This is a genomic window from Alteromonas sp. B31-7 (genome assembly GCF_015767655.1).
In the GTDB taxonomy this organism is placed as follows: Bacteria; Pseudomonadota; Gammaproteobacteria; order Enterobacterales; family Alteromonadaceae; genus Alteromonas; species Alteromonas australica.
Window position 1 is genome coordinate 2,636,600 of record NZ_CP065233.1, and the last position, 25,293, is coordinate 2,661,892.

Here is a 25,293-nt window from a genome sequence, read left to right on the forward strand (position 1 = left end):
AAAAAAAGGAGTAATACACGTGTTAACTTGGATTAAGTGGTTGGTTTTAAGCGTTATTGCAATAGTCGCATTAGGAATAGGCGCGATTTACCTTTCCTTATACCTAAGTTTGCCCACGTTAGACGGTAATGCCAGTACTGAGCATATCCACACCAATACCCTGTTGTCTCGCGACGAGATGGGCCATGCCATTATAACTGCTCAAAATAAGCGCGACGCTGCCTACGCGTTGGGCTTTGCCCATGGGCAAGACAGATTTTTTCAAATGGATTTACAACGCAGAACTGCGTCAGGTGAATTGTCTGAATGGGTAGGAAGCGCCGCCCTTAATTTAGATAAAAAACACCGTTTCCATCAATTTTCTCAGCGCGCACAAACAGTTTTCGACACCTTACCCGCCAGCCAGCAACAAGTGCTTATTCACTATGCCCATGGTGTTAACGCCGCCCTTGAAGAAATGACTGTAGCGCCCTTTGAATATTTGGCTGCTGGCGTAACGGTTCGCCACTGGCGACCTACCGACAGTATTTTAGTGGCCTATAGCATGTACTTAGACTTGCAAGGCGGACAAGTTGCTATAGACCTTGCCCGTACAGCGCTAAAAGACACCTTTGGTGAGCCCTTATATCGCTTTGTTACCCAACCGAGCAACTATCAAGCGGCCTTAGATGGGAGTGAAATACCATTAAGTGACGACCCCATACCCGATTACCCACGCTTACCAGAAGTCAAACAAGAAGATATGGCCAACGCCAACATAGCGGGTGAAACGCATTACGATGCTACCCCACCCCCAGATATTGGCAGTAACAACTGGGCGGTTAGCGGTAAACTTACTGCCACAGGAAGCGGCATGCTGGCCAATGACATGCACCTTGGTTTACGGGTGCCCATTATTTGGTATAGAACCCAATTAAACTATACCGACAAAGGCAAAGACGTACAGGTAACCGGCGTGTCCTTACCTGGCCTTCCTGGCGTTATCGTGGGCACTAACAATTATATCGCGTGGGGTTTTACCAACGCCAACTTAGATAACGTGGATTGGATAGCCCTTGATGACGACACCCCAACCACACAAGTAGAAGAAACAATTAACCTCGGGGATGGCACCACCACATTTACGTTACACACCAGTGAATTTGGCCCGGTAAAAACCATCAACAATCAGCGCTACGCCTTAAACTGGGTAGCACACCACCCCTTTGCCGTAAACTTGTCGGTCACCGACCTTGCCCTTGCTCGCAGCGTGGACGAAGCCATTAACATTGGAAAGCAAATTGCCATTCCAACACAAAATTTAGTCATGGTAGATGTTCAAGGCAATACAGCTTGGATGCCTGGCGGTGCGGTGATGGAAAGACGTAAAGCAAGTTTTACTGCCATTCCCCAATCAGCCGCCGAAAATCTCCAGCCCCGCAAAGCCACTACACTGCCGGTAGTTAAAAACCCCTCCAGTGACAGAATATGGACAGCAAACGCAAGGGTGATTAACGCCAACGACCTTTCACGCTTAGGTGACGGAGGGTATGCACTAGGCGCAAGGGGAAGGCAAATTCGCGACCGCTTATTTGAAAAAGACACTTTTTCGGAAGAGGATTTTTACGCCATTCAATTAGATAACCACGCCCAGTTTTTAATTCCGTGGCACGACTTGCTTTCTGGCTTGCTTATTCAGCATGACATCGAGTTTAAAATGGACATTGCCTATTTGGGCAAATGGAAAGAATGTGCGTGCGAAGACTCAGTAGGCTATACCCTTGTTAAACACTTTAGACGCCAGGTAATACAAAAACTATTTGGCCGGCTTTTCTCTACACTCGACAGCCAAGGTGTGAATAGTCGTACCTTACTAAGAGGCATAGAACCCTCCGTATGGCAGCTTATTCACACGCAACCCAATGATTGGCTTCCTGACAACACCGACACCTTCGATGAACTGTTAGTAGATGCCTACAGAGAAGCAAAACACGCCCTGCTAGATACCTATTCCCCCAAAGAAGCCGACATGGAAACCCTAAGGTGGGGCGCCGTCAACGCCTTAAAGGTAGCGCATCCCTTTGCCTCACAAATCCCCTTAGTAGGCAGCTTATTGAACATGGACGACGTCGAAGGGTTTGGCGATACTTATATGCCATCGGTACAAGCACCGGGGTTTGGTGCCTCTGAACGCTTCTTTGTTAGCCCTGGTCACCTAGACCGCGCCATTCTCACCTTACCCGGCGGACAGTCTGGTAACCCGCTTTCGCCATTTTTCTCCCGTGGGTTTAACGATTACGCCACCCACGCCGCAACGCCGCTGTTACCCGGCGAGGTACTACATACCCGTCGCTGGTACAAAAAAGAAGAGTAACAGAGCAGTGAAAGAAAAAGAGGACAGTAAAAAATAATGACACCTGCCATCACACTGTTAAAAAAGAAAAAAGTACCCTTTGAAGTATTGCAATATAGCCACGACAGCAACGCCAGCAGTTATGGATTAGAAGCGGCTGACAAGCTTAATCTTGACGCCAACAGTGTGTTTAAAACACTCGTGGTGGCAGATGACAACAACAAGCTAGCGGTGGCACTAGTGCCGGTAAATACCAAACTAAGTGAAAAGAAACTAGCTAAAGCATTAAAGGTAAAAAAAACCGCCATGGCTAGCGCCGATGCGGTTATTGCGGCCACAGGGTATATTCTAGGTGGGGTTAGCCCCATAGGGCAGAAAAAACGTTTGCCCATGGTGATAGATGACAGTGCCAAGGCGTTAAATACCCTTTATGTTAGTGCAGGCAAACGGGGGCTAGAAGTGGCGCTATCACCGATAGATTTAGCCCAGATCACCGCAGCCAAGTTTGCCGCAATCGCCACCACCCAATCATAAACGGCTAATTCGACGTAGCCTGTGCTTGCCACTGAGTTTCCGCTTCTTTTAACGCAGCCTCACTGGGTGGTGTTTCACCAGAAAGTGTCTCTGCAATTTGACGTATTATGGCGTCACGCTTGGCAAGTAATGCTTCAGCGCGAGGGAACAAATCTTTCGCTTCCGGATACTTAGTTTTAAGCGATGCGATATCTTCCAAGGCATAATACCGTTGTTCAAACTCTTGGTTAAACAGCTGACGTTTCGCATTAAAAATAACATACTCGCGGGCGTGATTAGAGTGAAGGTAATCAATGTCTTGCTGCGACAGCGAGGCCGCCTTCCCTACTTCTACTGCTTGCGCTATCCAGCCATCAATAGCGGCGTAATCGTTATTTTCTACCGCTTGCTTTACACCGGCTTGTAAGTCAGAGGCGTGTAAAAGTTCCATCACCGTAATAAGCGGAACCTGCGCTGATTCATCTGCTTTGTTGTAAGCATGATTAGACAAAAAAACAAGCCAAGCCGCGGCGGCCAAAACTACAATAGAAAGCGCTACCAGTGCTTTTTTCACACTTCCCTCCATTTACTTATTAGGCGAAATAAAAATACAGATTCAAGGCGTCATCACTGAACGTGAAAAACCTAAATTGAGGAAACACAAAAAAGAGCGAGATCAGTCCCGCTCTTTTTTAGTCTTGTAACAACCAGCAGATTACTGGTCGACAGGAGAAGAGTTTTCTACACGACTCTTCAATTTTTGACCCGGGCGGAAAGTAACCACGCGGCGCGCTTTAATAGGAATGTCTTCACCGGTTTTAGGGTTCCGGCCCGGACGTTCGTTCTTATCGCGCAAGTCAAAATTGCCAAAACCTGACAGTTTTACTTGCTCACCAGCTTCTAGCGCGCCTTTAATCTCTTCGAAAAAAAGCTCGACGAGATCCTTTGCATCACGCTTGTTTATACCCAGTTTTTCGAATAGGTGTTCAGCCATCTCGGCTTTGGTCAATGCCATAGTTTACTCTCTTAACGCGGCCCCAAACTCAGATTCCAGACCTTTAACCACAATATCCACAGCCTGCTGAATTTCAGCATCTTCCAAGGTTTTTTCCGGATCTTGTAAATGAAGTGACAAAGCAAGACTCTTGTAACCAGGTTCAATTCCCTTGCCTTTGTACTCATCAAACAAGTTTAGGCCAACTAGTTGATTTACGCCAATTTTTTGTATGTAAGAAAGAACATTTCCTACACGCACTTCATCTTTAACCGTAATAGCAATATCACGGCGGTTAGATGGGAAGCGCGATACAGGTACCGCAGACGGCAACACTCGTGTTGTTATTGCATCTACTACTAGCTCAAACACAAACACTCGCCCGTTAACACCCAACATTTTTGAAAATTGTGGATGCACAGCACCAATATAGCCAACTTCTTCATCATTAAGCAAAACTTTTGCAGTCATTCCCGGATGCAACGCACTATGTGAAGCTGTTTCAAAGGTAAATTCACCGCTTTTACCCGTTAAAGACAGCAATGCTTCTACATCGGCTTTAGCATCAAAAAAGTCGACTGGGCTATCTTCCATATCCCAGTGCTCTTCGTTACGACGCCCTGCTACTACACCACCAATTACCTGCTGTTGCAATACTCCATTAGGTGTATCTGCTTGAGGTATAAAGCGTAATCCAGTTTCGAACAAACGTATACGGCTTTGCTGACGTTTTTGATTATACGCAGTAGCACCTAAAAGACCGGGCCACAAACTCACTCGCATTATCGACATATCGCTAGAAATTGGATGCGGTAACACTAACCCTTTCGATTCTGGGAAAAGCGCGTTTTGCACCTTGGGGTCGACAAACGAATAGGTAATGGCTTCATTGTAGCCGCGGCTTAGCAATAAAGACTTCAAATTATTGATATCAAGCTTAGCTTCTTGCGACGGCAACATGGCCAAGGTAGCTTTTGGCGCAACATTTGGAATGTTGTTGTATCCGTACACCCGCGCAATTTCTTCAATAAGATCTTCTTCAATGGCAATGTCAAAACGGTAACTCGGCGCAGTGGCTTCCCAACCTTCATTGGTTTCGGTTACCTGCAAACCTAAGCGTGTTAAGATTTCTGACACCTTGCCATCGTCAATGCTAATGCCCAAAACACGGCTTAAACGTTCACGGCGTAATACTACTTTAGCCTGTTGGGGAAGCTTGTCTTCTGCAACAGCTTCAACCACAGGGCCAGCGTTGCCACCACAAATGTCAAGGATAAGTGCCGTAGCACGCTCCATGGCTTTAGCTTGTAGTAGCGGGTCTACACCACGCTCATAGCGGTGAGAAGCATCAGTATGCAAACCGTACTGGCGAGCACGGCCCATAATGGCATCGCGACTAAAGAACGCGCTTTCAAGTAAAATGTCTTGAGTTTCGGTAGTCACACCTGAGTGAAGCCCACCAAAAATACCCGCCATGGCTAATGCTTTATTATCGTCGGCAATCACCAAAGTGTTGCTTTCCAGCTTAGCTTCAGTTTCGTCGAGTAACGTAAGGGTTTCACCTTCGTTAGCCAAACGCACATTAATGTTGCCTTCAATGCTAGCCAAGTTAAACGCATGCATTGGCTGACCAAGTTCAAGAAGAACAAAGTTAGTAACATCGACAATGGGGTCGATACTGCGAATACCACAACGACGTAGCTTTTCAACAAGCCACAATGGCGACGCGGCGTTTACATTAACGCCTTTTACCACACGGCCTAAATAGCGTGGGCAGGCATCATCAGCGCTTAGCGTAATTTTCAGCGTGTCATCAATCGTTGCGCTGACTGCTTCAACAACAGGCTCGCACACGTCTAGGTTGTTCAATACACCCACTTCACGGGCAAGACCACGAATACCTAAACAATCGGCACGGTTAGGAGTAAGGTCTACTTCAATGGTGTTGTCGTTCAGGCCAAGATAATCACGAATGTCCTCGCCTATTGGCGCATCTGCCGGTAATTCAATAATACCGTCGTGATCATCGCTGATACCTAGCTCAGAAAAACTACACAGCATGCCAAACGAAGGCTCGCCACGTAATTTCGCTTTTTTAATTTTAAAGTTGCCCGGTAACACGGCACCTACACAGGCTACCGCCACTTTAATACCCAAACGGCAATTAGGCGCGCCACAAACAATATCTAATAGCTCGTCGCCACCCACATTAATTTTTGTTACGCGAAGTTTGTCGGCATTAGGGTGCTGGCCACATTCAACCACTTCACCCACCAACACACCTGAGAACTCACCCGCTACAGGCTCTACCCCATCCACTTCAAGGCCAGCCATGCTCAACTGTTCAGACAGCGCATGCGCCGACAGCGACGGGTTAACCCACTCACGTAACCAATTTTCACTGAATTTCATGTGTATTCTCTGCCTTAGTTAAACTGCTTAAGGAAACGTAGGTCGTTCTCGAAGAACGCGCGTAAATCGTTTACGCCATAGCGCAACATGGTTAAACGCTCTACGCCCATACCAAAGGCAAAGCCAGTATATTCTTCAGGGTCTATACCCACCGACTTCAATACATTAGGGTGAACCATGCCACAACCCAATACTTCAAGCCATTGACCGTTCTTGCCCATCACATCCACTTCTGCTGAAGGTTCTGTAAATGGAAAATAAGACGGACGAAAACGCACTTCTAACGACTCTTCAAAGAAGTGATGTAAGAAGTCGTGCAGAATACCTTTAAGATCAGTAAAGCTTACGTTCTTATCTACCATTAACCCTTCCACTTGGTGGAACATTGGCGTGTGGGTTTGATCGTAATCGTTACGATAAACACGCCCAGGGGAGATAATACGTAAAGGCGGTTTTTCCGCTTCCATAGTACGAATTTGAACACCAGAGGTTTGCGTACGAAGCATCATGTCTGGGTTAAAATAAAACGTGTCGTGATCGGCACGGGCTGGGTGATTAGCTGGAATATTCAGCGCATCAAAGTTGTGAAAGCCATCTTCAATTTCAGGCCCTGTTTTCACCGCAAAACCTAGCTCACCAAAGAACGATTCAATACGCGCAATGGTGCGGCTTACAGGGTGTAAATTACCCGGTGCTTCAACACGGCCAGGTAAAGTGACATCCACCGCTTCTTCAGACAACTTACGGTTTAACTCTTCGTTACGTAAAAAGTCACCTTTTGCCGAAATAGCCTGCTGAATAACCTGTTTAGCTTGGTTAATTTTTTGACCAGCAGCAGGACGTTCTTCGTTAGATAACTTTCCTAACCCTTTAAGTAAGTCGGTAAGTTTACCTTTCTTACCCATGAATTCGACCCTAACCTGGTCTAGAGTGGCTGCATCTTGTGCAGCGTCAATCTGGCTTTGTGCCTGATTGATAATAGCGTCAAGCTCCATGTTTTCCTCAATTGACATGATGACTGGATAACCACGGCGAAACGGCACACGGCCTTAAAAGCGCCTAAATATGTGGTTTGCCTGATATAAAGGCAGTAGTTTACACGAGAGTGCGGCGAAACCGCTACCCTATATGGCTGATATTGGCAGATTTTGTTGAGAACCTGGAAACTTCACTGTGTGCTTCAACCACCTAAAGAAAGTAAATAGCTTTAAATAGTACAGTGATACTGTTCATGACACAGGTTTATGTGTATAAAATTAATAGTATCAGCCCACATAGGTACTAAAACGAAATGAAGTTCAGGGAAGACATACAAGGTCTACGTGCGCTCGCCGTATTGAGTGTAGTTATTTACCACATAAGCCCCCACCATTTGCCCGGAGGCTTCATTGGCGTAGATATATTCTTTGTTATATCTGGCTACCTAATAATGGGGCAAATATACAATAAAGTTCAAAATAGTACATTTTCGTTTTCAGATTTCTATGTAAAACGGTTTAAGCGTTTATTCCCGGCCTATTTTGTAACCGTGGCAATATCCTCCATTTTTGCTTTTTTCTACTTTCTTCCTGGAGAATTTGGCAAATATGCGTGGAGCTTAGTTGCTTCTTGCCTATACGTTTCAAATTTTTATTTTTATACCAAGTCAGGGTATTTCGATAGCGAACTTCAAGGCTCTCCCCTACTACATACTTGGTCGCTTTCAGTGGAAGAGCAGTTTTATGCCGTTATGCCAGTGATTATGGTAGTAGCGTTTGGTGTATATAAGAGGTTATCGCTTTTAATATTAAGCGGTTTGGCTGTATTGAGTTTTGCCCTATGTGTTTACTTAACCCAAAGTGACGTTAGTTTTGCTTTTTTCGCATCATTTACTCGGTTTTGGCAATTTATACTAGGTGGAGCTATTGCCATTTACAGTTTACACATACAAAAACATCGCATAGTTTGTGAGGCAGTGGCCGCTGCCGGCGTATTCACTCTGCTTACAAGCTGTATTTTATTAACGCATGATGAATTTCCTGGAATAAAAGCGGTTATTCCTACATTAGCGACAGTGGCTGTCCTCGCATTTTCAAGAAAAGATTTATTCATCTATCGATTATTGGCGCTTAAGCCTGCTGAATTTATCGGCAATATTTCATATTCCCTTTATTTGTGGCATTGGCCTGTCATCATTTTCTATCAACTTCATTTCGAAACAGACCTAAAAGCCCTTGATAAAATAGTTGTGTTAGCCTGCTCAATATTACTCGGCATTCTCTCCTATTATTTTATAGAAGAGCGCTTTAGAAAGCGTGTATCTAGTAAGGTAAAACCTGCGAAAAGAGTTTATTTTCAGGTGGCGACAATGAGTGCAGCACTGTGTTTTTTGGTGTATGGACTAACTGAAATAATGCCTATGCGCTTTTCAGAAAAACAATTGGCCTTTGAGCGGTTCATGGAAAACCACGAACCAGACTACTTTAGACCTGGCGTATGCTTCTTAACGAGCAAGCATCCTGACATTTCTTATTTTGACAAAGACGCGTGCTTAGTTGCGCAAGAACAAAAAGAAAACATTTTATTGGTAGGCGATAGCCATGCTGCACATTGGTATGCTGGATTAGCGGCAAATAAAAAGCAAAATCAAACAATAAGCCAAATCACCGCAAGTGGTTGCAAGCCTACTATAAGTTACAAAGGTAAAAAGCGATGCACAGCGCTAATGCGCTATGCGTTTGAGCAAGTAATTCCGTCTGGCAAATATGACAAAATCATTATTTCTGCAAGATGGAAAATGGATGACTTACCATGGCTACTTAGAACGCTAGAACAAATAGAAGTAACGAAAGCTGAAGTTACAGTGTTTGGCCCTATTATTGAATATACACAACCCCTGCCTCGTATTTTAGCGCACAGCGATTATGAAGAAAAATTAGTGCGAACGCGAAAGTATGACTTTATAGAAAGTATTGACGCAGAATTTAAAAGCAAGCTTAGCGATAGAAATGTGAATTATAAATCGATTTTACAAAATATCTGCGCCACTGCAGCAGATTGCAAAACTCTTGTAGAGGGCAAACCCATGCAGTTCGATTATGGACATTTGACTCAGGAAGGCTCGCTAATGTTAACTAAGGGATAAGTCTTTGAACCTCTGCTCGATAAAATATAAAATCTAAGCGTTGGGGGGGAAGTAGCCAAAAGTTTTAGAGGGTATATTTGACATGTCTATTTTTTTTACACGAGCATTAATCTCAGCTCACTAAAAACATATAACCACATGAATAAAAGGAAAAATATATTATTGGCACATTAAGTGCTTTAAGTTAAGTAGAATCTATTACCAACTCTTTGGAGCTGTTATGTTTAAAAAGTTTTTTCAGGCAACGCTAGCGGTAGTAACGTTATCGTCGGCTTTACCAGCAAGTGCTGCTGTTATCTTATCTTCAGATTTTACAGGTACGTCAGGTGACGCATCAAACGTTACTTGGACTGAAAATGATGTAAGTGTGACAAACACGCTTGATCCTCAGGATTCTAGCTTCAATTCGTTGGATTTGTTCAGTAATTCAACAAACATGTTTACAGTTGATCACAATATACATACTAGTGGCGACTGGTTTGTAGATATTGTGATTTCCGCTAGCGCGTTAATTGAAGACATTATCCTAGACACCTTATCGCTAGATGCTTCAATCTTTAATAACAGTGGTAGCTTACAGACTACTCAACGAGACCTAAGCTTCTCACTTGAAGTGTTCGACGGATTAAGTTCTGTTTTTTCTGATACAGTAAGTGTCTTTAGTGGTGATAATAACGATTCAGGTTTTGTTGCAACAGAATCTATCGAATTTGATTTGCTGGGTTTAATTTTAGACGGTGGTGAAGACTACACGTTTCGCTTGACGGCATCCGGAACAGGTGGTGGTAATAACGCCGGCTTCGATAACTTTTTGCTGGCAGGAACTTCTAATGCGTTACCTTCTGTAAGCGTATCGGCTCCAGGCAGCATGCTTCTATTATTAACTTCGCTGTTACTTTTGTTTTTTCGCTCTAGAAAAATTATTAAATAGAATTATTCAATATAATTTATTTAAGAAAGTATCCTGCCAGTTATACTGGCAGGTATTTATTTTGAACCACTACTTTACAATTATTTAGCTCAACATATTTAACCTAATAACTCCTATTCTATCCATTAGTGATAACTCATATTGTTGAACGCCATCACCAAAATCTCTATTATTGTGTTGTGAAAGATAGCGCTAGCCTTAATTAGAACTCCCAAGCAATATCTTACCCTCTTAAAGTTACAGCATGAAGCATGGTCGTCTGATCGCTATTTCCCAATTATGGTGCTGTCCACTTCCCCATTAATGACACAGTTCTAAACTGGAGTTTTCCAGTTTTTCTCGGTAAGCTGCCGGAGGCAGATTTCCGATACTTTCATGGGTTCTTTCTTCGTTATAATCTAGTCGCCAGAACCAAGACATTTCTCTCACTTGGCCGATATTCTCAAACAAGTAGGCATCTAGAAACTCTCTGCGGAATGAGCAGTTAAAGCGTTCAACAAAGCCATTTTGCTGTGGCTTGCCCGGCTGAATATATAACAGTTCAATATGATTGGTTTCACACCAATCTGTTAGCGTGGCTGAAATTAGCTCGGGTCCATTATCCATGCGCAGTTGCTTAGACAATCCGCGTTCAGTTTTAAGCTGTTCTAATACGCGTACTACGCGGCCAGCAGGTAATGAGGTGTCTACTTCAATGGCTAAGCATTTCCGTGTTCCTTCATCCACCACATTTAATGTTCTGAACCGCTTACCGCAGTATAAAGTGTCATGCATGAAGTCCAACGCCCATTGATGGTTCGCCTGCTCTAAGACTTCCAGCGGCTGTACTATTCGTTTAGGGAGCACACGTTTGGTTCTGCGCCTTAAATTCAATCCCATTTGACAATACACGCGATAAACGCGCTTATGGTTGAACGGAAAGCCTTCGAAACGCATTCGGCCAAAGCACTTCCAGAAGCCTGCTCGTGGCGACTTATCAAGCACAGCATTGATAGCATCAATGACAGCAGCATCTGCTTTGCGCCAGTCTCGTTCGGGGCGGTAGAAGGTCGAACGGCTAATACCAACAAATAGGCAAGCCTTTACGATACTCAGCCCCGCATCAACTAGTATGCTGACGCTCTCTCGTTTCTCTGCTGTCACCAACCCTTTTTTGCGACGAGTTCCTTAATCGCATTATTTTCTAGGCTAACGTCAGCGAACATCTTCTTTAGCTTGGCATTTTATTCTTCAAGCTCTTTCAGTCGTTTAACGTCAGACGCTTCCATGCCACCGTATTTGGACTTCAAGTTGTAATAAGTGGCACTGCTGATACCGTGTTGACGGCAGACTTCCTCAACCTTCATACCTGCATCAACTTCTTTTAACACCCCAATAATCTGAGATTCTGTATAGCGTGATTTTTTCATAGTCGTCTCCTGCATTAATCATTGCAGAAAACTCCAATTTTGAGCTGTGCCATTTGTAGGGCAACGCTCCATTAGTTACATTCTTGATAATTTAAGTAACATAAAATTAACCGGATAAAATTTCACTTTTATTTTCTTCTTTTAAAATTAGATTTTGACTCTATGTGCTTGAATTTGATAATGTAGAAAACTCCAATTTATATCGCTATGCTCATTTAGAGCGTTGTGCGAATTAGTTCACGAATTATATGAATCAAAAGTCGCTTCAAGATAAAACCTTTTCATCTATTGCATGGTCTGGTTCTATTCAAGTTCTATCCCAAATATTAAATTTTGGTTTGGGCATTATACTAGCTAGACTACTGACCCCAGAAGATTTTGGGATTATGGCGACCATACTGGTATTTATAGGTATTTCGCAGCTACTCAGTGACTTTGGATTAAGTTCCAGTTTAATTCAAAAAGAGAAAATTACAAATACAGAATCATTCTCATGCGCTGTTTTAAATACTATTTTCGGAGGGTTATTTACTTTCACTTTAATTATATTCCATAATGATATAGCTAATTTTTATAATGAACCCCAACTAAAATCTATAGTTTTAGTCATCGCCCCGATCTTTATTTTGCACAGTATGTGTAGCGTTCCACAAGCATTACTTAGCAGGGAATTAGAACATAAGAAGATATCTATAATCGGCCTAATTTCCATGATAACTAGCTCTATAATCGCAGTTGGTTTAGCTCTTGCAGATTTTGGAATATGGTCACTAGTATCCCAACAATACATAAATGTAACGCTAAGAACGATAATGCTAATCTACCTATCTGAACTTTCTCTCTCTCGATTCAATATTTCTTCGATACGTGGGCTATTTAATTTCAGTGCAAATGTTTTCTTGACAAGATTAATTCAACAAATAGCTCAGCAAACAGACAAAGTATTAATCGGAAAGTATCTCGGAACCTCTGAGTTAGGACTTTATTCAAGAGCCTTTCATTTTACCGCTTTTCCTATTAATAATGTCACAAGAGTAGTAAGTAATGTTTTATTTCCCGCACTTACAAAAGTAAATGAAGATTCTGATAAAGTCGCCTCTGTTTATCTAACTGTTATCGGTTATATAGCGATTATAACGTTCCCTACTCTATCGGGGTTTGCCTACCTTTCATCAGAGATTATAATAACTCTATTAGGCGATCAATGGCTTCCTATGCAACCATATTTAGTCTTTTTTAGTATTATTGGAATTGTCTCTTCGATTGGCCAAGTATCTACCCCCTTTTTCCTTTCTCAAGGAAAAGCAAATTTACACTTGAAGCTTAATTTATTTACACAGCCAGTTAAGACCTTTTTCCTTTTAATCGGAATCAGCTGGGGTCTTGAAGGGGTTCTGATAGCAAACGCTGCTTCATCTTTTGTTAGTTTTACATCGTCACTTCTAGTCTTAATGCTATTTGTGAATGTAACTGTAATGAGTATCATTAAAGTTTTGTATAAAACTTTATTGGCAACTTGCCTTATGATATTCGCACTGGAAGCTATAAATATTTTATTTATTTACAATTCACCTACACATAAACTTTTTTGGAACACACTGATAGGAAGTTTACTCTACATTTTATTAAATTACTTATTGATAAATAGGTCATTTCTAAATTTGATTAATTTATTGATATCAAGACTAAATAAATCCAAAGTTAAATTTAAGATTAATTAAAAGGTAAATTTATGCCACTTTATTTAAGTGAAAAGATAAATATATTATTTATACATATTCCAAAAACAGGAGGTACCACCATTGAAAATTGGATTATGAGTACCGGAAATTTTAAACAATTATTTTTCAGTGAGCATATATTAGAGGATACGCGAGTTACTGGTCAACACTTTGGTCATGAAACGCTTAGTGTTCTTATTGGTGATATAAATAATAGTCATTTATATAAATTTGCTGTAGTAAGAAATCCTTATGATAGATTAATTAGTGAGTTTTTTTATCGCGTAAAGACCAAGGACCTATTGTTAGGGAAACGCCCTGAGAAGTATTTTTCGACCTGGGTGGAAAATATTTTAAATAAGTATAAGGAAGATAATTCGATTTTAGACAATCATATTCGTCCACAAAGATTTTTTGTAGGAGAAGATGTGAATTATTTTAAATTCGAAAATGGAATTTATGGAATTATTGAAGACTTGGCTAATGAGTTAAATATAGAAATCACACAAACTATAGAAAGTAAAAAAGTTGGAGAGCGAAAAGAAGTCATGTGGAGTGAATCCGCTTTAAGAAAAGTAAAGGAAATTTACGAATGTGATTTTGAATACTTCAAATACTCTAAAGAAGAAATAATAACAGAGGAAGTAAATTTACTGAAGAGAATAGGTTGCAAAATTGTATTTTATTTTAGAACCAAAAAGAGGCTCATTAAATTAATAAACCTCTTTAATTAAATATAAAATCTAGAACTTAATTTTTCTATATAGAGCAGCCATGAAACTCCTTATATTTGATCTTTCTTTATTTTTAATTTCATCATTTAGTAATTTTTCATATATTCCGTCTACACCATATTTTTTTAGTGAGGATAGATAATGTTCTACATATGGCATAAGCAATTTATCTTTGCCAAAATAAACTCCTCGAAACAAACTTTTAGTAAAATGAATAAACACAATTTTATATTTATTGTTTATTAGTATTTCTCCATCTTCATTTCTCGACCTTTTGCAGTCAATTTGATTCCAATTACCAATATTGCAACCCATATGTCGAATTGATTCAACACCACCGTATCGACTAGGTAATATATCGAGGTATTTTTGATCGTCATGCATACCTCTTTCTCTATTCCTTTCCATCGAATAAAGACAGCAATATGCCCAATATTCCAAAGCTTCAACTCCTTCTGTAGAAGCGCCAACGAATCCACCGTTGTACATACCGTCCAGAAAATTCAGTTCGAAATTACGTGAATCTTTATAGGGATCAGACGATCTCCAGTGCGGCGAAAGCAATATAGAACAATTATCCAAAGCATCCATTAAGAATAAGTAATCATTAAAAAACTGCAAATCACTATCAAGATAAATGGCTTTTCGGCACCTATTTCTTAATAGAAATGTTAGCAGAACCGGCTTCATCCCCCATCTATAAGCATCATGATAATCATTAGAATACTTATTTTTAAGCTCCGCAATAATATTGCTATATGGTTCTATATCTTCATAGTAAAGAATCTCAATATTTTTATTTTCTAAGCTTGCTATAGATGACTTAGATAACTTATTGTCGGAAACAAAAACAATCAACTTAACTTCATCATCAAAAGATTTTAATGAATCATAAAGAACATGTGCATAAGCTAGATAATCTGCAGTAATAATTGTACAAAATGTATTTTCCATAAAAAACCTAATTTAAAAATTAAAAGACTACTAAATATTAAACCCAAAAAATCATTATTAAAATAAAAACAACCATATAAAAATGTTTAATAAAAAATACTGCTTTGGAAAAGCTAATGCATAACATAAAATTATTATATGACGTTGGCAATAATGGAATCTATCAAAATACCACCACCTTTCTCATTAGAACCTATATCCGAGTAAAATAGCACTTTTATCTCTACTTGATACGCTCTATCCGGAATAGGTGATGTTATGCGAACTAACTTCCCAGATGTCATATCTGAAACTGTAGTGTCTCTTAACTTTGAGGTTTTGCGTGTAGCGCTTGCAATTTCACTCTCAGTCATTGAATAAAAAACAGTTTCAATTGAAACGAATGAATTATCAGTATTCTTCGTAAGTTTTTCACAATGATACCGCACAGCCAGCATACAAAGGCTACTTGAGTAACAGTCCATTTTTTGAGAGATACCAATTGAACTTGCCTGCCCGGCAGCACATTGAATTTTCAGCATTTCCTTTCCATTTATACTTAATGCTCGTATTTCCCCAAAATCTCCTAACATTCTCCACCCAATAGGAAAACTAGAACTATTTGAGTGTTTAAAATCACCATTCAGCAAATACCTTCCAACCAAATTCTTCGCGATTGGAATTGGGCTATCTGTATAAAATAGGGAGTTAATATGCGCCCCCCCTTCAAGATAAACTCGACCACCGCCACCAACCAGTTCTAAGTAGCCATCGCTTTCATATTCAATGCCATCATCTTGATACGCGGCTAAATCGGGGCGATAATTGGGCGCCGCGTTGTAGCTAGGGCTTATAAATACTAACCCGCCAGCGTAAGGGTGCTTATTTTTGCTGGAGCCCGCTTTGCAGTAGAACAAGGTGCTGTAAATTGGCGTGTCTCTAATCACTATTTGGGGCTTATCCAACACACAATAGGCATGTGAACCTATAACCTCTAAAAAACGCTTATTTTTGGCGGTAGATTGAGGGTTTTCAAAATGCGGGCAGTTCATCTTCACTACAGCATCACCATTAATAACAACACGCATGTTATTAAATGAACTTCCGTAAATGATGAACTCACCTGTGTTAAAATTAACCTTACCTAGTTCATTATCTGCCACTCTTCGATGGTTATCGGCTATAAAGCAATTTGTTAGCTTTATACTTTCACCAAAATCAATGCCATTAAAATAAAAAGGGGTCTGCCAAGAGCCCCCCATAGTATTAACTTGCCGCAGCTCACAAGCCCACACCCCAGGGTAAAAGCTAACAACGTCATCAAAGTCGAAAACCGATACACGTGCTATGGTGAACTTACTGGTAACCACTGCCCCATTCATAGAACGAAGCGATTCTGAATGCCCAATACATAAGCCTATACCTGCTAACATATTGTTGTAACTACCAATATTGAAACCTTCTAATGGATGGTAGTTTGAGTTATTAACCAAAGACGCGTAATGATGGCCATACTTAAATCGGCCTAATATTTTAACGGCGTATCCGGCCTTAGGGGCACTTTTCCAATGTAACTTACAGATCCCGCTGCAATACCAACCGCCCGACTCTACATAGATATCGAAGGATGTATTGCTTGAAAACTCGTAAACAACATTTGCATCAAAAACCAGTCTGTTACGGGAACTTGCTGCCATACAATATTTGTTGGCGAGCTGGACATATTCCGATTGGCTTAAATCTCCATCATTGAAATCTTCAACAAAAACATCACCAAGGGCCTTTAAATAAAGGCCATCATTTAGGGGTAATGGCGTCTGTTCAGTGATGACCACCCATTTAGTTTGTTTGGTATATAACAAGTCACCCGCTTGATGGTTTCGAAAATTAAGTATGTCTGTAACATTTTGGAAGTTAACTAGATTAAACGCTCGCAGTAATGTTTGGGCTAGTTTATCTATACTTTCTATTTTAGGTTGTACAAGCGCTTTAAGATCGATCATAAGAAGTCTCCCGTGCTGTTTACGATACTAATGTAAGAATAAGTTAGGGTAACTTCGTACTTATATACTTCCACATTACACGAGAGCCATACTGAGACAAATGTCTCTCATCGAATATTACATTTTCAATATCGAGAACCGTATTACGAAAATGGTGCTCGTTACATATGTAGCCTATAATTGCAGATTAACTAGAGTAAATTTCATCCAATGCATCCGCGAGATCTCGCATTGTATAGGTCAATGTATATTCGCTGTTTAACCTTTCTTTTGTAGAAAACAGCCACTTTTTATCAGCGGTATTAAATAAGCGAACAAGAGACTGTTTTATTGGCTGCTCTAGTTGTATCGAAAATTCACTATTAGGTAATATTTCAGCTAGCCCTCCTGCCCCACTGTGAAATACAGGGCAACCACACACTAGCGCCTCTAGTGCTACTAATCCGAACCCTTCCCACCTAGACGGTACAATAAGTCCATCGCACCCCTTCATATACTGTAAGACTTCTTTTTTTTGCTTCCAGCCTAATGCAATTAAACGGGGATCTTTAAAGCACTCTGCGGTATCAGTGTTTGATACCACTGCGCCACCAATACAATAAACACGAAACTTGCTATTGTTACTTAATCGAACAGCCTCAGCCAAAACATCAAAGCCTTTTTGCTTATCGAAACGCCCTACGTATAAATAATTTATAAAATCATTATCTAACGATATAGGGAGAATTTCATCTTCTGCTAGCTCTACTGTATTTCTAACAACTTTTAGCTTTTCTTTCGCAATCCCAAAAGACACAGCAGATCGTTTGTCGTGTTCACTTATACACACTACATTGTCAGTGCACCCTAAAAGGCTTTTTTCTATAAAAGCAAATAAACGCTTAACCCAAATGGGCTTTTGCATATCAAATGCCCAACCATGGCTACAATAGACTATTTTGTATGGTTTCTTTTGTGTGAATAGCAAAGGTAGACGAAACCAAAAACCAGCAAACGTACTATGAAGGTGAACCACGCTGGGTTGAAACTCATTAACACCCTTTAAATATGTACGGGCCATTTTCCATTGGACTGGCACACTCCTTCTGTTTAGCTGTTCAAATGTATCAATAATACTAAGTGGTACGGTAAGCTCTTCTAGTTGCTCGCTAGCAACAATTAACTTAACGTTTTCTATCCCATATATGCTTATTTGGTGAGGTATAAGTTCGTTCAGGTAGGTCGCAATACCTCCCGTAACCGATTCGCAAATATGCAAAACTCTCATTTATAAATTACTCAATTAAAAATAGTGTGAAGTAAGCAAAGATAATGCCGTGCTAAAAAGGAATTTTTTATACGTATAGCTATAAGGCTAACATGTGAAGGAAAGTATCACCTATGTGATACATAAAAATGACAAATATCTGAAAGGCCTCAATTACACAAACTCAAGAATTTATACTTTAGTATAACTTTCAACAGCGCTATAATGTTAACAAATAGATAACAACCCATAAAAACCAACAAGGATTGATGGTGAAGAAAAAAGTTATTCAAATAGTGAGAGCCCCCGAAGGTGGTATTCGAAAACATATACTTTCTATTGTCGAAGGCCTCCAAGGGGAAAATTTTGAGTTTTATCTTATAACCAACGAGCAAGGTGGCGATGTTAAATACTTCAATTTCATTGAAAGTAATTCTTCGTACCAAACACGAATATTAAACTTACCCATAGTAGACCAACCTAATTTTTCTGACCTATCAAATTTATTCAAAATTTATAAGTATCTTAAAGAGATTAAACCTGATGTAGTTCACGGGCATGGAGCCAAAGGTGGGCTCTACGCGAGGCTTGTTGGAAAATTAGTGAGCGCAAAGGTTATATACACTGCACATGGTGGCTCCTTACACTCAATGTTTGGTATAGCTAAAAGCAAAGTCTATACGCTGGTAGAAAAGGCACTGTATTATTTAACCGACACTCTTGTTTTTGAGTCGAAGTATTCTATGACGCAGTATGTCGGTAAAGTACACAAACAATCTCAAAAGTTTTGCCTAAATTATAACGGAATAGAATTTAAAGAGAAGTTTCATCAGTTAAAACCACGAGTGATTGACCCCAAAAAAACGATAATAATAGGTTCATTTGGTCTTTTAAGACCACTGAAGGGGCATAAATTACTCATACAAGCTGCTAAGCTTCTGATATCTGCAGGAATAGAGGTAAAGGTAAAAATTTTTGGAGAAGGAGAAGAAAAAAACTCATTATTAGCCTTAGCACAAAATTTAAACATACAAGATAGCATATCTATTAACAGCTACATCGATAACGTTGACGAAGAAATTGAGCGCTGCGACATAGTGGTTCACCCTTCTTATATAGAGTCATTTGGCTATGTACCACTTGAAGCAATACGTAAAGGCGTGCCAGTTATAGCGAGCCTAAACGGTGGATTAGCGGAAGTTTTAAACAACGGCAGATTGCAGTATCCTATTTATGAAATGAATGCGCGCGCCATTGCTGAACAAGTTAAAATTATTTTAAACGAAGGAGAAAAGCTAGATGTGGTACGAAAAGAGGCTTTCGAATATTGCTATAGGAATTTTAACGAAGAGTCCTTTTTAAAAAACTTTATTGAAATTTATAGTAAGTAGACCGCGGGTAGATTGCTTAATGATAGCTGTCTGCGCTATTTTATAACCTTAAAAAATAATCTAACAAAATGACTTCATTAGATAGGCGAGCCTTTATAAAGGTATTTCTAGCATCAACTTTGTTTCAAGGTTGTGCAGGGGTGCCCTTCAACAGAGCATACACAGGGCAATTACTTTTTCGTAATGAACTAACAGGAAACTTGCACTTTGGAACTGAAACACTTAGTTGGTCGAGCGAGACATTAGCGTGGATGTGATTACCTAAGCTACTGCATCGCTCAAAACTAATCGCTCACTTGCTACTTTCTTGAAGGCTGCGCTAAGTTGAGCGCCAAAAGCCAAATATTTATAGAAGTGTACACTTTAAGCATATAAAAAAGAAAAAACAGTATGACAGTGTTTTTGGTGCTTTGCAGCTTTGCATGCACTATTGTTTTATAAGCGCCAACAGGAGGCAATATGCCTCTGGTAAACGACCATTTAATGGCCTCCGTGCGTTCTTTCTTATATCGCCCACCAGCAACCCTTTTCGCCTTTATGAGCAATTCCTTTAATGAATCTCGTGCGGGGTGCTGAACCATCACGTTATCATAATAACGCATGGTAAGCCCCTCTTCAGTCGCTCTTAAATTCCATTCAACATCACCGCCAGACATTAGGTCAGAATTAAATGGGCCAATCAATTCAAAACATTCACGTCGAGCGATTAAATTGGCCGTAACAGCAAAGCCACTTTCCACATAATCGGCCTGTTGAAATGCAAATACTGAATCGTATAACTCTACTAACTTAAAAGTTTCGTGCGCTGAAAATACTTTCACCCTGCCAGCAATTCTTTTAACCTCGGGAGACGCATTAAATATAGTTACTGCACTTTCAATCCAGTCACTAGCAGGTTTGCAATCGGAGTCAGTAAAAAATATCAACTTTCCGTTCGCTCTTGATAAGCCTAAGTTTCTAGCCGCATAAGAACCAGGTTTACTTTCAGCCAAAATAGTAACATTTTCAGCAAGTTCCATAGGTGGTGGCGTATCTTGAGGATCATTATTTACCACAAATATTTCTATAAGGCTTGCGCTGTAACTTTGCATTTTAAGCGCATCTAAACAAGCAGATAAACGCGGCCAATCGTGGTATGTGGGTATAATTACAGTTACTAGAGGGTTAGTCTCTATCATAGTGCTTTCCATAAGTATGATACAAAGATTTATTAGCAGATAGTCTAGACTCTATGTTCACATCATTATCAAGGCCACAACTTTCTATCCACAGCGTATTATTTACTACTGCTCTATAAAATTTATTAGTTCTTGGGTTAAATTAACAGAATTAAATTCATCTTCAACTTTCTTTCTTGCATTTTCTCTAATTTGAGCTAAGTCTGCTCGCGATACAGCTTGATTAATTATTTTATTTAACGCTACTGCATCTTTCTCTGGTGCCAGAAATCCGTTAACACCATTCTCTATCAACTCAGGAATACCAGAATGTTCTGTAGAAATGACGATAATGCCCGCAGCCATGGCTTCCATCAGTGAAACCGGAATACCTTCCATATCACCTTGAGTGTCTATCACCGAGGGTAAAAGAAAAATATCTGCTTTACGCAGGTATTCTTTAACTTCACTATGAGAGCGCGCACCCAGGAAATTTATATTTTCCGTATTAGCCTGCTCCACTTGATCTTTTAATTGCTGAACCAGCTGACCATTACCAATGTAGTTATATTCATAGGGAAAAGACAAGCCTAAACTAACCGCTTCAAAGGCATAGGTTAGCCCTTTTTTCTCGGTAGCTCTTGCTACAGTCAGTATGTTTATAATATTTTTCAAAGGCTTAGGCTGAAAGGGTAAAGATTGTGTATCTACCCCCATGTGCAGAACCGATACATGCTCCTCAGACGCTCCCCATTCAATCAATCGCTTTTTCCAAAAATCACTAATGGGTAATAACTGATTATTCCCTTTACACAAGCCAACATACCTTGTTTTCCATATCTTGATTTGTTCGTGTTCACTCATTTCATAGCCGTGGAATACAGTGAGAAGTTTGCCTGTAATGACTCCAGTATCTATCGCGCTTTGAGTTATTACACCAAATTGACCAAAGTGAGCAATGAACACACCTTTCTTATGTGCCTCCGATAGTTGAGTATTACAAGAAAGAAAATGATACAGCCTTAGTGAATTAACTGCATTTTTAAAGTCTCTTGCTTTTACCAGATGAAATGCCAATGCTATAACTGACTTAGCGCGAATTACAGTGAATAAGGAAAATACTATAATGAAGATTAATCTAGCTAACTTTCCTAATTTACCCTTTCCGGTATATATAAATTCCGTTCGTTCTAACAGATTGAATTTAGAAATACTTGATTGAATTTTCTCGTCAACTTTTTCTTGAGAAAGAGAAACTATTCTTACATCGTAATCATTCTCTATTAAATTATTAATCTGATCTATCACGAAGGTTTGTGACAAGACAGGAAATGACTTTAAGATATACGTAACTTTTTTCATCTAAAAAGTAACCCTTTAATTAGGCTTAATTATTGGTGACAAATAACTCATCACTTTTTGAGCATACCAAGGACGAAAATGATTACTGTCCTTAAAATAAAAATCTCCATCTAAAGATCTAGCCTCGCAAAACCGGCTACATAAATACTCTATGGGTCTGATTATTTCTATATTTTCAGCAAGGTCTATTTCGTTTAATGCTTTATTATGCAAATGATAAGAATTAATAATATCCTCGACAGGAATTTTCAATGATGTTCCTGTTCGGGCTATTACTTTAGGATCGAATTTTTTAGAACGAGGATCTTCGGTTAGAATATAAACGTTTTGAGCCACAGATGAAAATTCTTTCAATACTTTCCCATATTCAAGAATACGGTTTTTAAGAGTAGAATCTTTTTTTGATTCATTATCAGGAAGGTAGCCATCTAACGCGTAATAAGACGTAACTATTTTAACGGGTCTAACTATTTCCAAGAACTTTCCAACATTCTTAATATTATCGCAACTCCATTTGGGGTTCTCCATAGAAGCAGTTAAAAAGCAACCGCCCTTCGTCAAATAATAAACATTATAAAAATCGTTATATTTTTTTACAAAGGGGTAAGTATGCTCTATATGACTAGCACCAATAAAAAGTATATTATCTTGTGACGTGCCTTCAATAAAACGGACATCATGCCCCGCCACTCTCAAATTTGGCTCTGGATAATCAAAATCACCAATAGCTTCTAAAGCTTGTAAATTCAACTCCCGTTGCTCTCCACTAAACCTTGTTGCCACACCGTTATTAGCAATAATAAATGCACACACTGCAATAACGGGAATACTCAATATGATAGGTTTAGCTTTATAAAAACGGGTTAAAGGTATTTTGTTGCTTAAATTAGCACTCTCTATAAAGTGGTAACTCAATGCTCCGGCAACAATTGAAAGTAGAATACCGATTAAAAACCAGTTTTCTAAAGAATAGTAGTAACCTAACGTTACTATAGGCCAATGCCATAGATAAATGGAATATGACCATTTGCCTAAAAACTGGGCAACAATATTGTTTGTTATTGGTGAGCGTTGCTGATTCGATATAAGAACTAGATAGGTCGCGAAACATGGCAGCAGAGCCATATAACCAGGCCAAGCCATTTCACTTGAAATCACAAAACTTGATACCAGCATGAGTATAACACCAACTACATGCGCAATTCTTTTTACGTTTTCGTTAAGTGATAGTGGGTAAACAAACGCAATTCCCCCCAGTAGCATTTCCCACGCTCGCGTTGGCAACAAAAAGTACGACGCTACACTATGGCTTTCAGAAAAATAAATGCTAAATAAAAAGCTGAGAATCAAACCTATAATTAGGGCTAATTTTGTTATACCTAAACCTAGCAACCTGTAAATGACCGCTAGAACCACTGGGTATATGAGATAAAACTGCCATTCAACTGATAAAGACCAAGTATGTAAGAGAAGCTTTTCATTTGCAGCCGCAGCAAAATATCCAGATGTTTTCCAATAAGAAAAATTTGATAAAAATAAAATTGAAGCAATACTATCTTTAGCCAACGCTTTATAGTCAATAAGCGAAAATAAAAAATAACCTATAAATAGCCATGCCGCACACAAAAAGATAAGTGCTGGCAGTATTCGATTTGCCCGTGACAAATAAAACTGCCAAATCGAAAGGTTATTCGATTCTAGCTTACCTAATACAATACCCGTCATAAGAAAGCCAGATATTACAAAGAAGATGTCTACACCAACAAAACCACCTTGCAATAGGCTTTCGTCAAAATGAAAAATAACCACAAATGCAACAGCTAGTGCTCTTAATCCATTAATGTCAGTTCTAAATTTCATTAAATTGCCTTAACAATAAAGTGTCATATACGCTTTAGCTGTAGTAATAACGCGCATTCAAGCTAAGCGTTTTTCATTCAAGCTTTTCATTAAATAAGCAACCACTAGTGGCGCTATATAGTGGCCATCCGCAGGAATATAGAAAGAGGTAGACACTACAACAAACAAAAACATGACGTACAAATAAAAATCTTTCTTTTGATTGAGTTTATTTAAGAAGTACCTGATTGCTTTTATGTAAAAAAACAAAAATACCATGCCACCGATAATTAACCAGTCCATTAAAAACGTTTTTGTTCCTACACCTTTCACTTGGCCTACCACAAAGTATTTCATTACTTCACTGTAATTAAATGTATTTGGGAAAAGGTAATCCAATATATCCATAGCTATAGGGCCACAGTTATAAATGCTAGGAAGAAAACCAAAGTAACCAGCACCAATGGGATAATGAAACAAAGACACTATTGCAGTTAGTGAAATAGTTGAACGAGTAGCCACGCTAGTATATTTTTGAATATCCGTTGCAAACATGGCCGCAATCGAGTCTTGAGAAGCAAGTAATACCAGCGGTATTAATAATGCAGAGCTTAAATATTTTACTTTTGTAGATACCCTGAAAAAACAGATTATGTACGAGAGAAAAAAAGCTAACATAAAGCTTAATACACCGCCTTTCGATGTAGTAATGAATGTGAGTAAACTAATTGCAATGATGCTGTAAAGCGGTCTAATTTTTTTTATATGACAAAACAATAAGCATGCCAAAACAAACTGAAACGCAAAGGTACTAGCTTCTAATGTAAAACCACGCATACGGTGCGGTGAGAAAGCTGCATTGTGCTGCAAAAATGAGGGGGTGTTTACCACACTTGGCGCCAATAAATTCACTAAATAAATAAGAAAAATCATACAAGAAAGTATGAAGCACCCTGTAACCATAGTTTGCATACTTTGCCGCATTGTAAACAAGAAAACCGTGAACGTAGGGATAACAATTAAGACAAATCTGCTTCCTCTATCAATGAGAAACCCCGTATCGAACTCTAAAAAGAAAAGCAAACTTACAAAAGAAAGCCCTAACGTTAAGAAAAAGAACTTAATTACATTTAAATCGAAAGCTGGAAGTTTGCGGATATCGGTAAGAATAAGAAGCAGCATAACAGGCACC

The 25,293-nt window shown here is 39.5% G+C and carries 18 protein-coding genes and 1 pseudogene; 7 read left to right on the forward strand and 12 right to left on the reverse strand.

The features are described from left to right. The first annotated feature begins 19 nt into the window (after positions 1–19). Together IUA53_RS11295 and ybaK are read left to right on the forward strand one after the other, a co-directional pair. The gene (locus tag IUA53_RS11295; protein ID WP_196897110.1) at positions 20–2,353 is read left to right on the forward strand and encodes a penicillin acylase family protein; all 2,334 of its coding nucleotides are present in this window, start codon (positions 20–22) and stop codon (positions 2,351–2,353) included. A 36-nt stretch (positions 2,354–2,389) separates the two neighbouring features. Further along, positions 2,390–2,866, forward strand: coding sequence for a Cys-tRNA(Pro) deacylase (gene ybaK, locus IUA53_RS11300; RefSeq protein WP_044056833.1), 477 nt, complete (start codon positions 2,390–2,392; stop codon positions 2,864–2,866). Positions 2,867–2,870: 4 nt separating this feature from the next. Here ybaK and IUA53_RS11305 read toward each other — a convergent pair whose 3' ends face one another. The 4 genes from IUA53_RS11305 to pheS all read right to left on the reverse strand — a co-directional run bounded on the left by IUA53_RS11305 (position 2,871) and on the right by pheS (position 7,246). Continuing rightward, positions 2,871–3,419 carry a hypothetical protein gene (locus tag IUA53_RS11305; protein ID WP_196897111.1) on the reverse strand — a complete coding sequence of 183 codons (549 nt, stop codon included), beginning with the start codon at positions 3,417–3,419 and terminating at the stop codon, positions 2,871–2,873. 141 nt (positions 3,420–3,560) lie between these two features. Then, entirely contained in the window at positions 3,561–3,860 is a 300-nt protein-coding gene (gene ihfA / locus IUA53_RS11310) for an integration host factor subunit alpha (protein ID WP_044056831.1), read from the reverse strand. 3 nt (positions 3,861–3,863) lie between these two features. After that, positions 3,864–6,251 (reverse strand): phenylalanine--tRNA ligase subunit beta, encoded by a 2,388-nt coding sequence (gene pheT / locus IUA53_RS11315; RefSeq protein ID WP_196897112.1) that lies wholly within the window; start codon positions 6,249–6,251, stop codon positions 3,864–3,866. 14 nt (positions 6,252–6,265) lie between these two features. Next, positions 6,266–7,246 carry a phenylalanine--tRNA ligase subunit alpha gene (pheS, locus tag IUA53_RS11320; RefSeq protein WP_196899513.1) on the reverse strand — a complete coding sequence of 327 codons (981 nt, stop codon included), beginning with the start codon at positions 7,244–7,246 and terminating at the stop codon, positions 6,266–6,268. A 296-nt stretch (positions 7,247–7,542) separates the two neighbouring features. Between pheS and IUA53_RS11325 the strand changes: the two genes are divergently transcribed. Next, on the forward strand, positions 7,543–9,375 hold the full coding sequence (locus IUA53_RS11325) for an acyltransferase family protein (protein ID WP_196897113.1): 1,833 nt from the start codon (positions 7,543–7,545) through the stop codon (positions 9,373–9,375). Positions 9,376–9,595: 220 nt separating this feature from the next. Next, positions 9,596–10,306, forward strand: coding sequence for a hypothetical protein (locus IUA53_RS11330; RefSeq protein ID WP_196897114.1), 711 nt, complete (start codon positions 9,596–9,598; stop codon positions 10,304–10,306). 300 nt (positions 10,307–10,606) lie between these two features. Here the strand turns inward: IUA53_RS11330 and IUA53_RS11335 are convergent. Beyond that, positions 10,607–11,715 (reverse strand): annotated as a pseudogene (locus IUA53_RS11335) (IS3 family transposase). A 248-nt stretch (positions 11,716–11,963) separates the two neighbouring features. On the opposite strand from IUA53_RS11335, the gene IUA53_RS11340 reads away from it, so the two are divergent. Both IUA53_RS11340 and IUA53_RS11345 read left to right on the forward strand, forming a co-directional pair. Next, on the forward strand, positions 11,964–13,436 hold the full coding sequence (locus IUA53_RS11340; RefSeq protein WP_196897115.1) for a lipopolysaccharide biosynthesis protein: 1,473 nt from the start codon (positions 11,964–11,966) through the stop codon (positions 13,434–13,436). 11 nt (positions 13,437–13,447) lie between these two features. Beyond that, complete coding sequence (locus tag IUA53_RS11345; RefSeq protein ID WP_196897116.1) at positions 13,448–14,170, forward strand: sulfotransferase family 2 domain-containing protein; 723 nt, start codon at positions 13,448–13,450, stop codon at positions 14,168–14,170. Positions 14,171–14,179: 9 nt separating this feature from the next. Here the strand turns inward: IUA53_RS11345 and IUA53_RS11350 are convergent, their stop codons facing one another. The 3 genes from IUA53_RS11350 to IUA53_RS11360 all read right to left on the reverse strand — a co-directional run bounded on the left by IUA53_RS11350 (position 14,180) and on the right by IUA53_RS11360 (position 18,373). Further along, on the reverse strand, positions 14,180–15,124 hold the full coding sequence (locus tag IUA53_RS11350) for a hypothetical protein (protein ID WP_196897117.1): 945 nt from the start codon (positions 15,122–15,124) through the stop codon (positions 14,180–14,182). 134 nt (positions 15,125–15,258) lie between these two features. Then, positions 15,259–17,106, reverse strand: coding sequence for a hypothetical protein (locus IUA53_RS11355; RefSeq protein ID WP_196897118.1), 1,848 nt, complete (start codon positions 17,104–17,106; stop codon positions 15,259–15,261). Between the two features lie 187 nt (positions 17,107–17,293). After that, positions 17,294–18,373: a glycosyltransferase family 4 protein gene (locus tag IUA53_RS11360; protein WP_196897119.1), complete on the reverse strand. Its 1,080-nt coding sequence runs from the start codon at positions 18,371–18,373 to the stop codon at positions 17,294–17,296. Between the two features lie 248 nt (positions 18,374–18,621). Here IUA53_RS11360 and IUA53_RS11365 point away from each other — a divergent pair, with 248 nt between their 5' ends. Next, positions 18,622–19,743, forward strand: a complete 1,122-nt coding sequence (locus tag IUA53_RS11365) for a glycosyltransferase (RefSeq protein ID WP_196897120.1) — start codon at positions 18,622–18,624, stop codon at positions 19,741–19,743. Between the two features lie 299 nt (positions 19,744–20,042). Here the strand turns inward: IUA53_RS11365 and IUA53_RS11370 are convergent, their stop codons facing one another. The 4 genes from IUA53_RS11370 to IUA53_RS11385 all read right to left on the reverse strand — a co-directional run bounded on the left by IUA53_RS11370 (position 20,043) and on the right by IUA53_RS11385 (position 25,283). Then, entirely contained in the window at positions 20,043–20,921 is an 879-nt protein-coding gene (locus IUA53_RS11370) for a glycosyltransferase family 2 protein (RefSeq protein WP_196897121.1), read from the reverse strand. A 105-nt stretch (positions 20,922–21,026) separates the two neighbouring features. Beyond that, a complete protein-coding gene (locus IUA53_RS11375; protein ID WP_196897122.1) occupies positions 21,027–22,262 on the reverse strand; it encodes a glycosyltransferase in 1,236 nt (411 codons plus the stop codon). 15 nt (positions 22,263–22,277) lie between these two features. Then, positions 22,278–24,122, reverse strand: a complete 1,845-nt coding sequence (locus tag IUA53_RS11380) for an acyltransferase family protein (protein WP_196897123.1) — start codon at positions 24,120–24,122, stop codon at positions 22,278–22,280. A 57-nt stretch (positions 24,123–24,179) separates the two neighbouring features. Next, positions 24,180–25,283 carry an oligosaccharide repeat unit polymerase gene (locus IUA53_RS11385; RefSeq protein ID WP_196897124.1) on the reverse strand — a complete coding sequence of 368 codons (1,104 nt, stop codon included), beginning with the start codon at positions 25,281–25,283 and terminating at the stop codon, positions 24,180–24,182. Between the last annotated feature and the right edge of the window lie 10 nt (positions 25,284–25,293).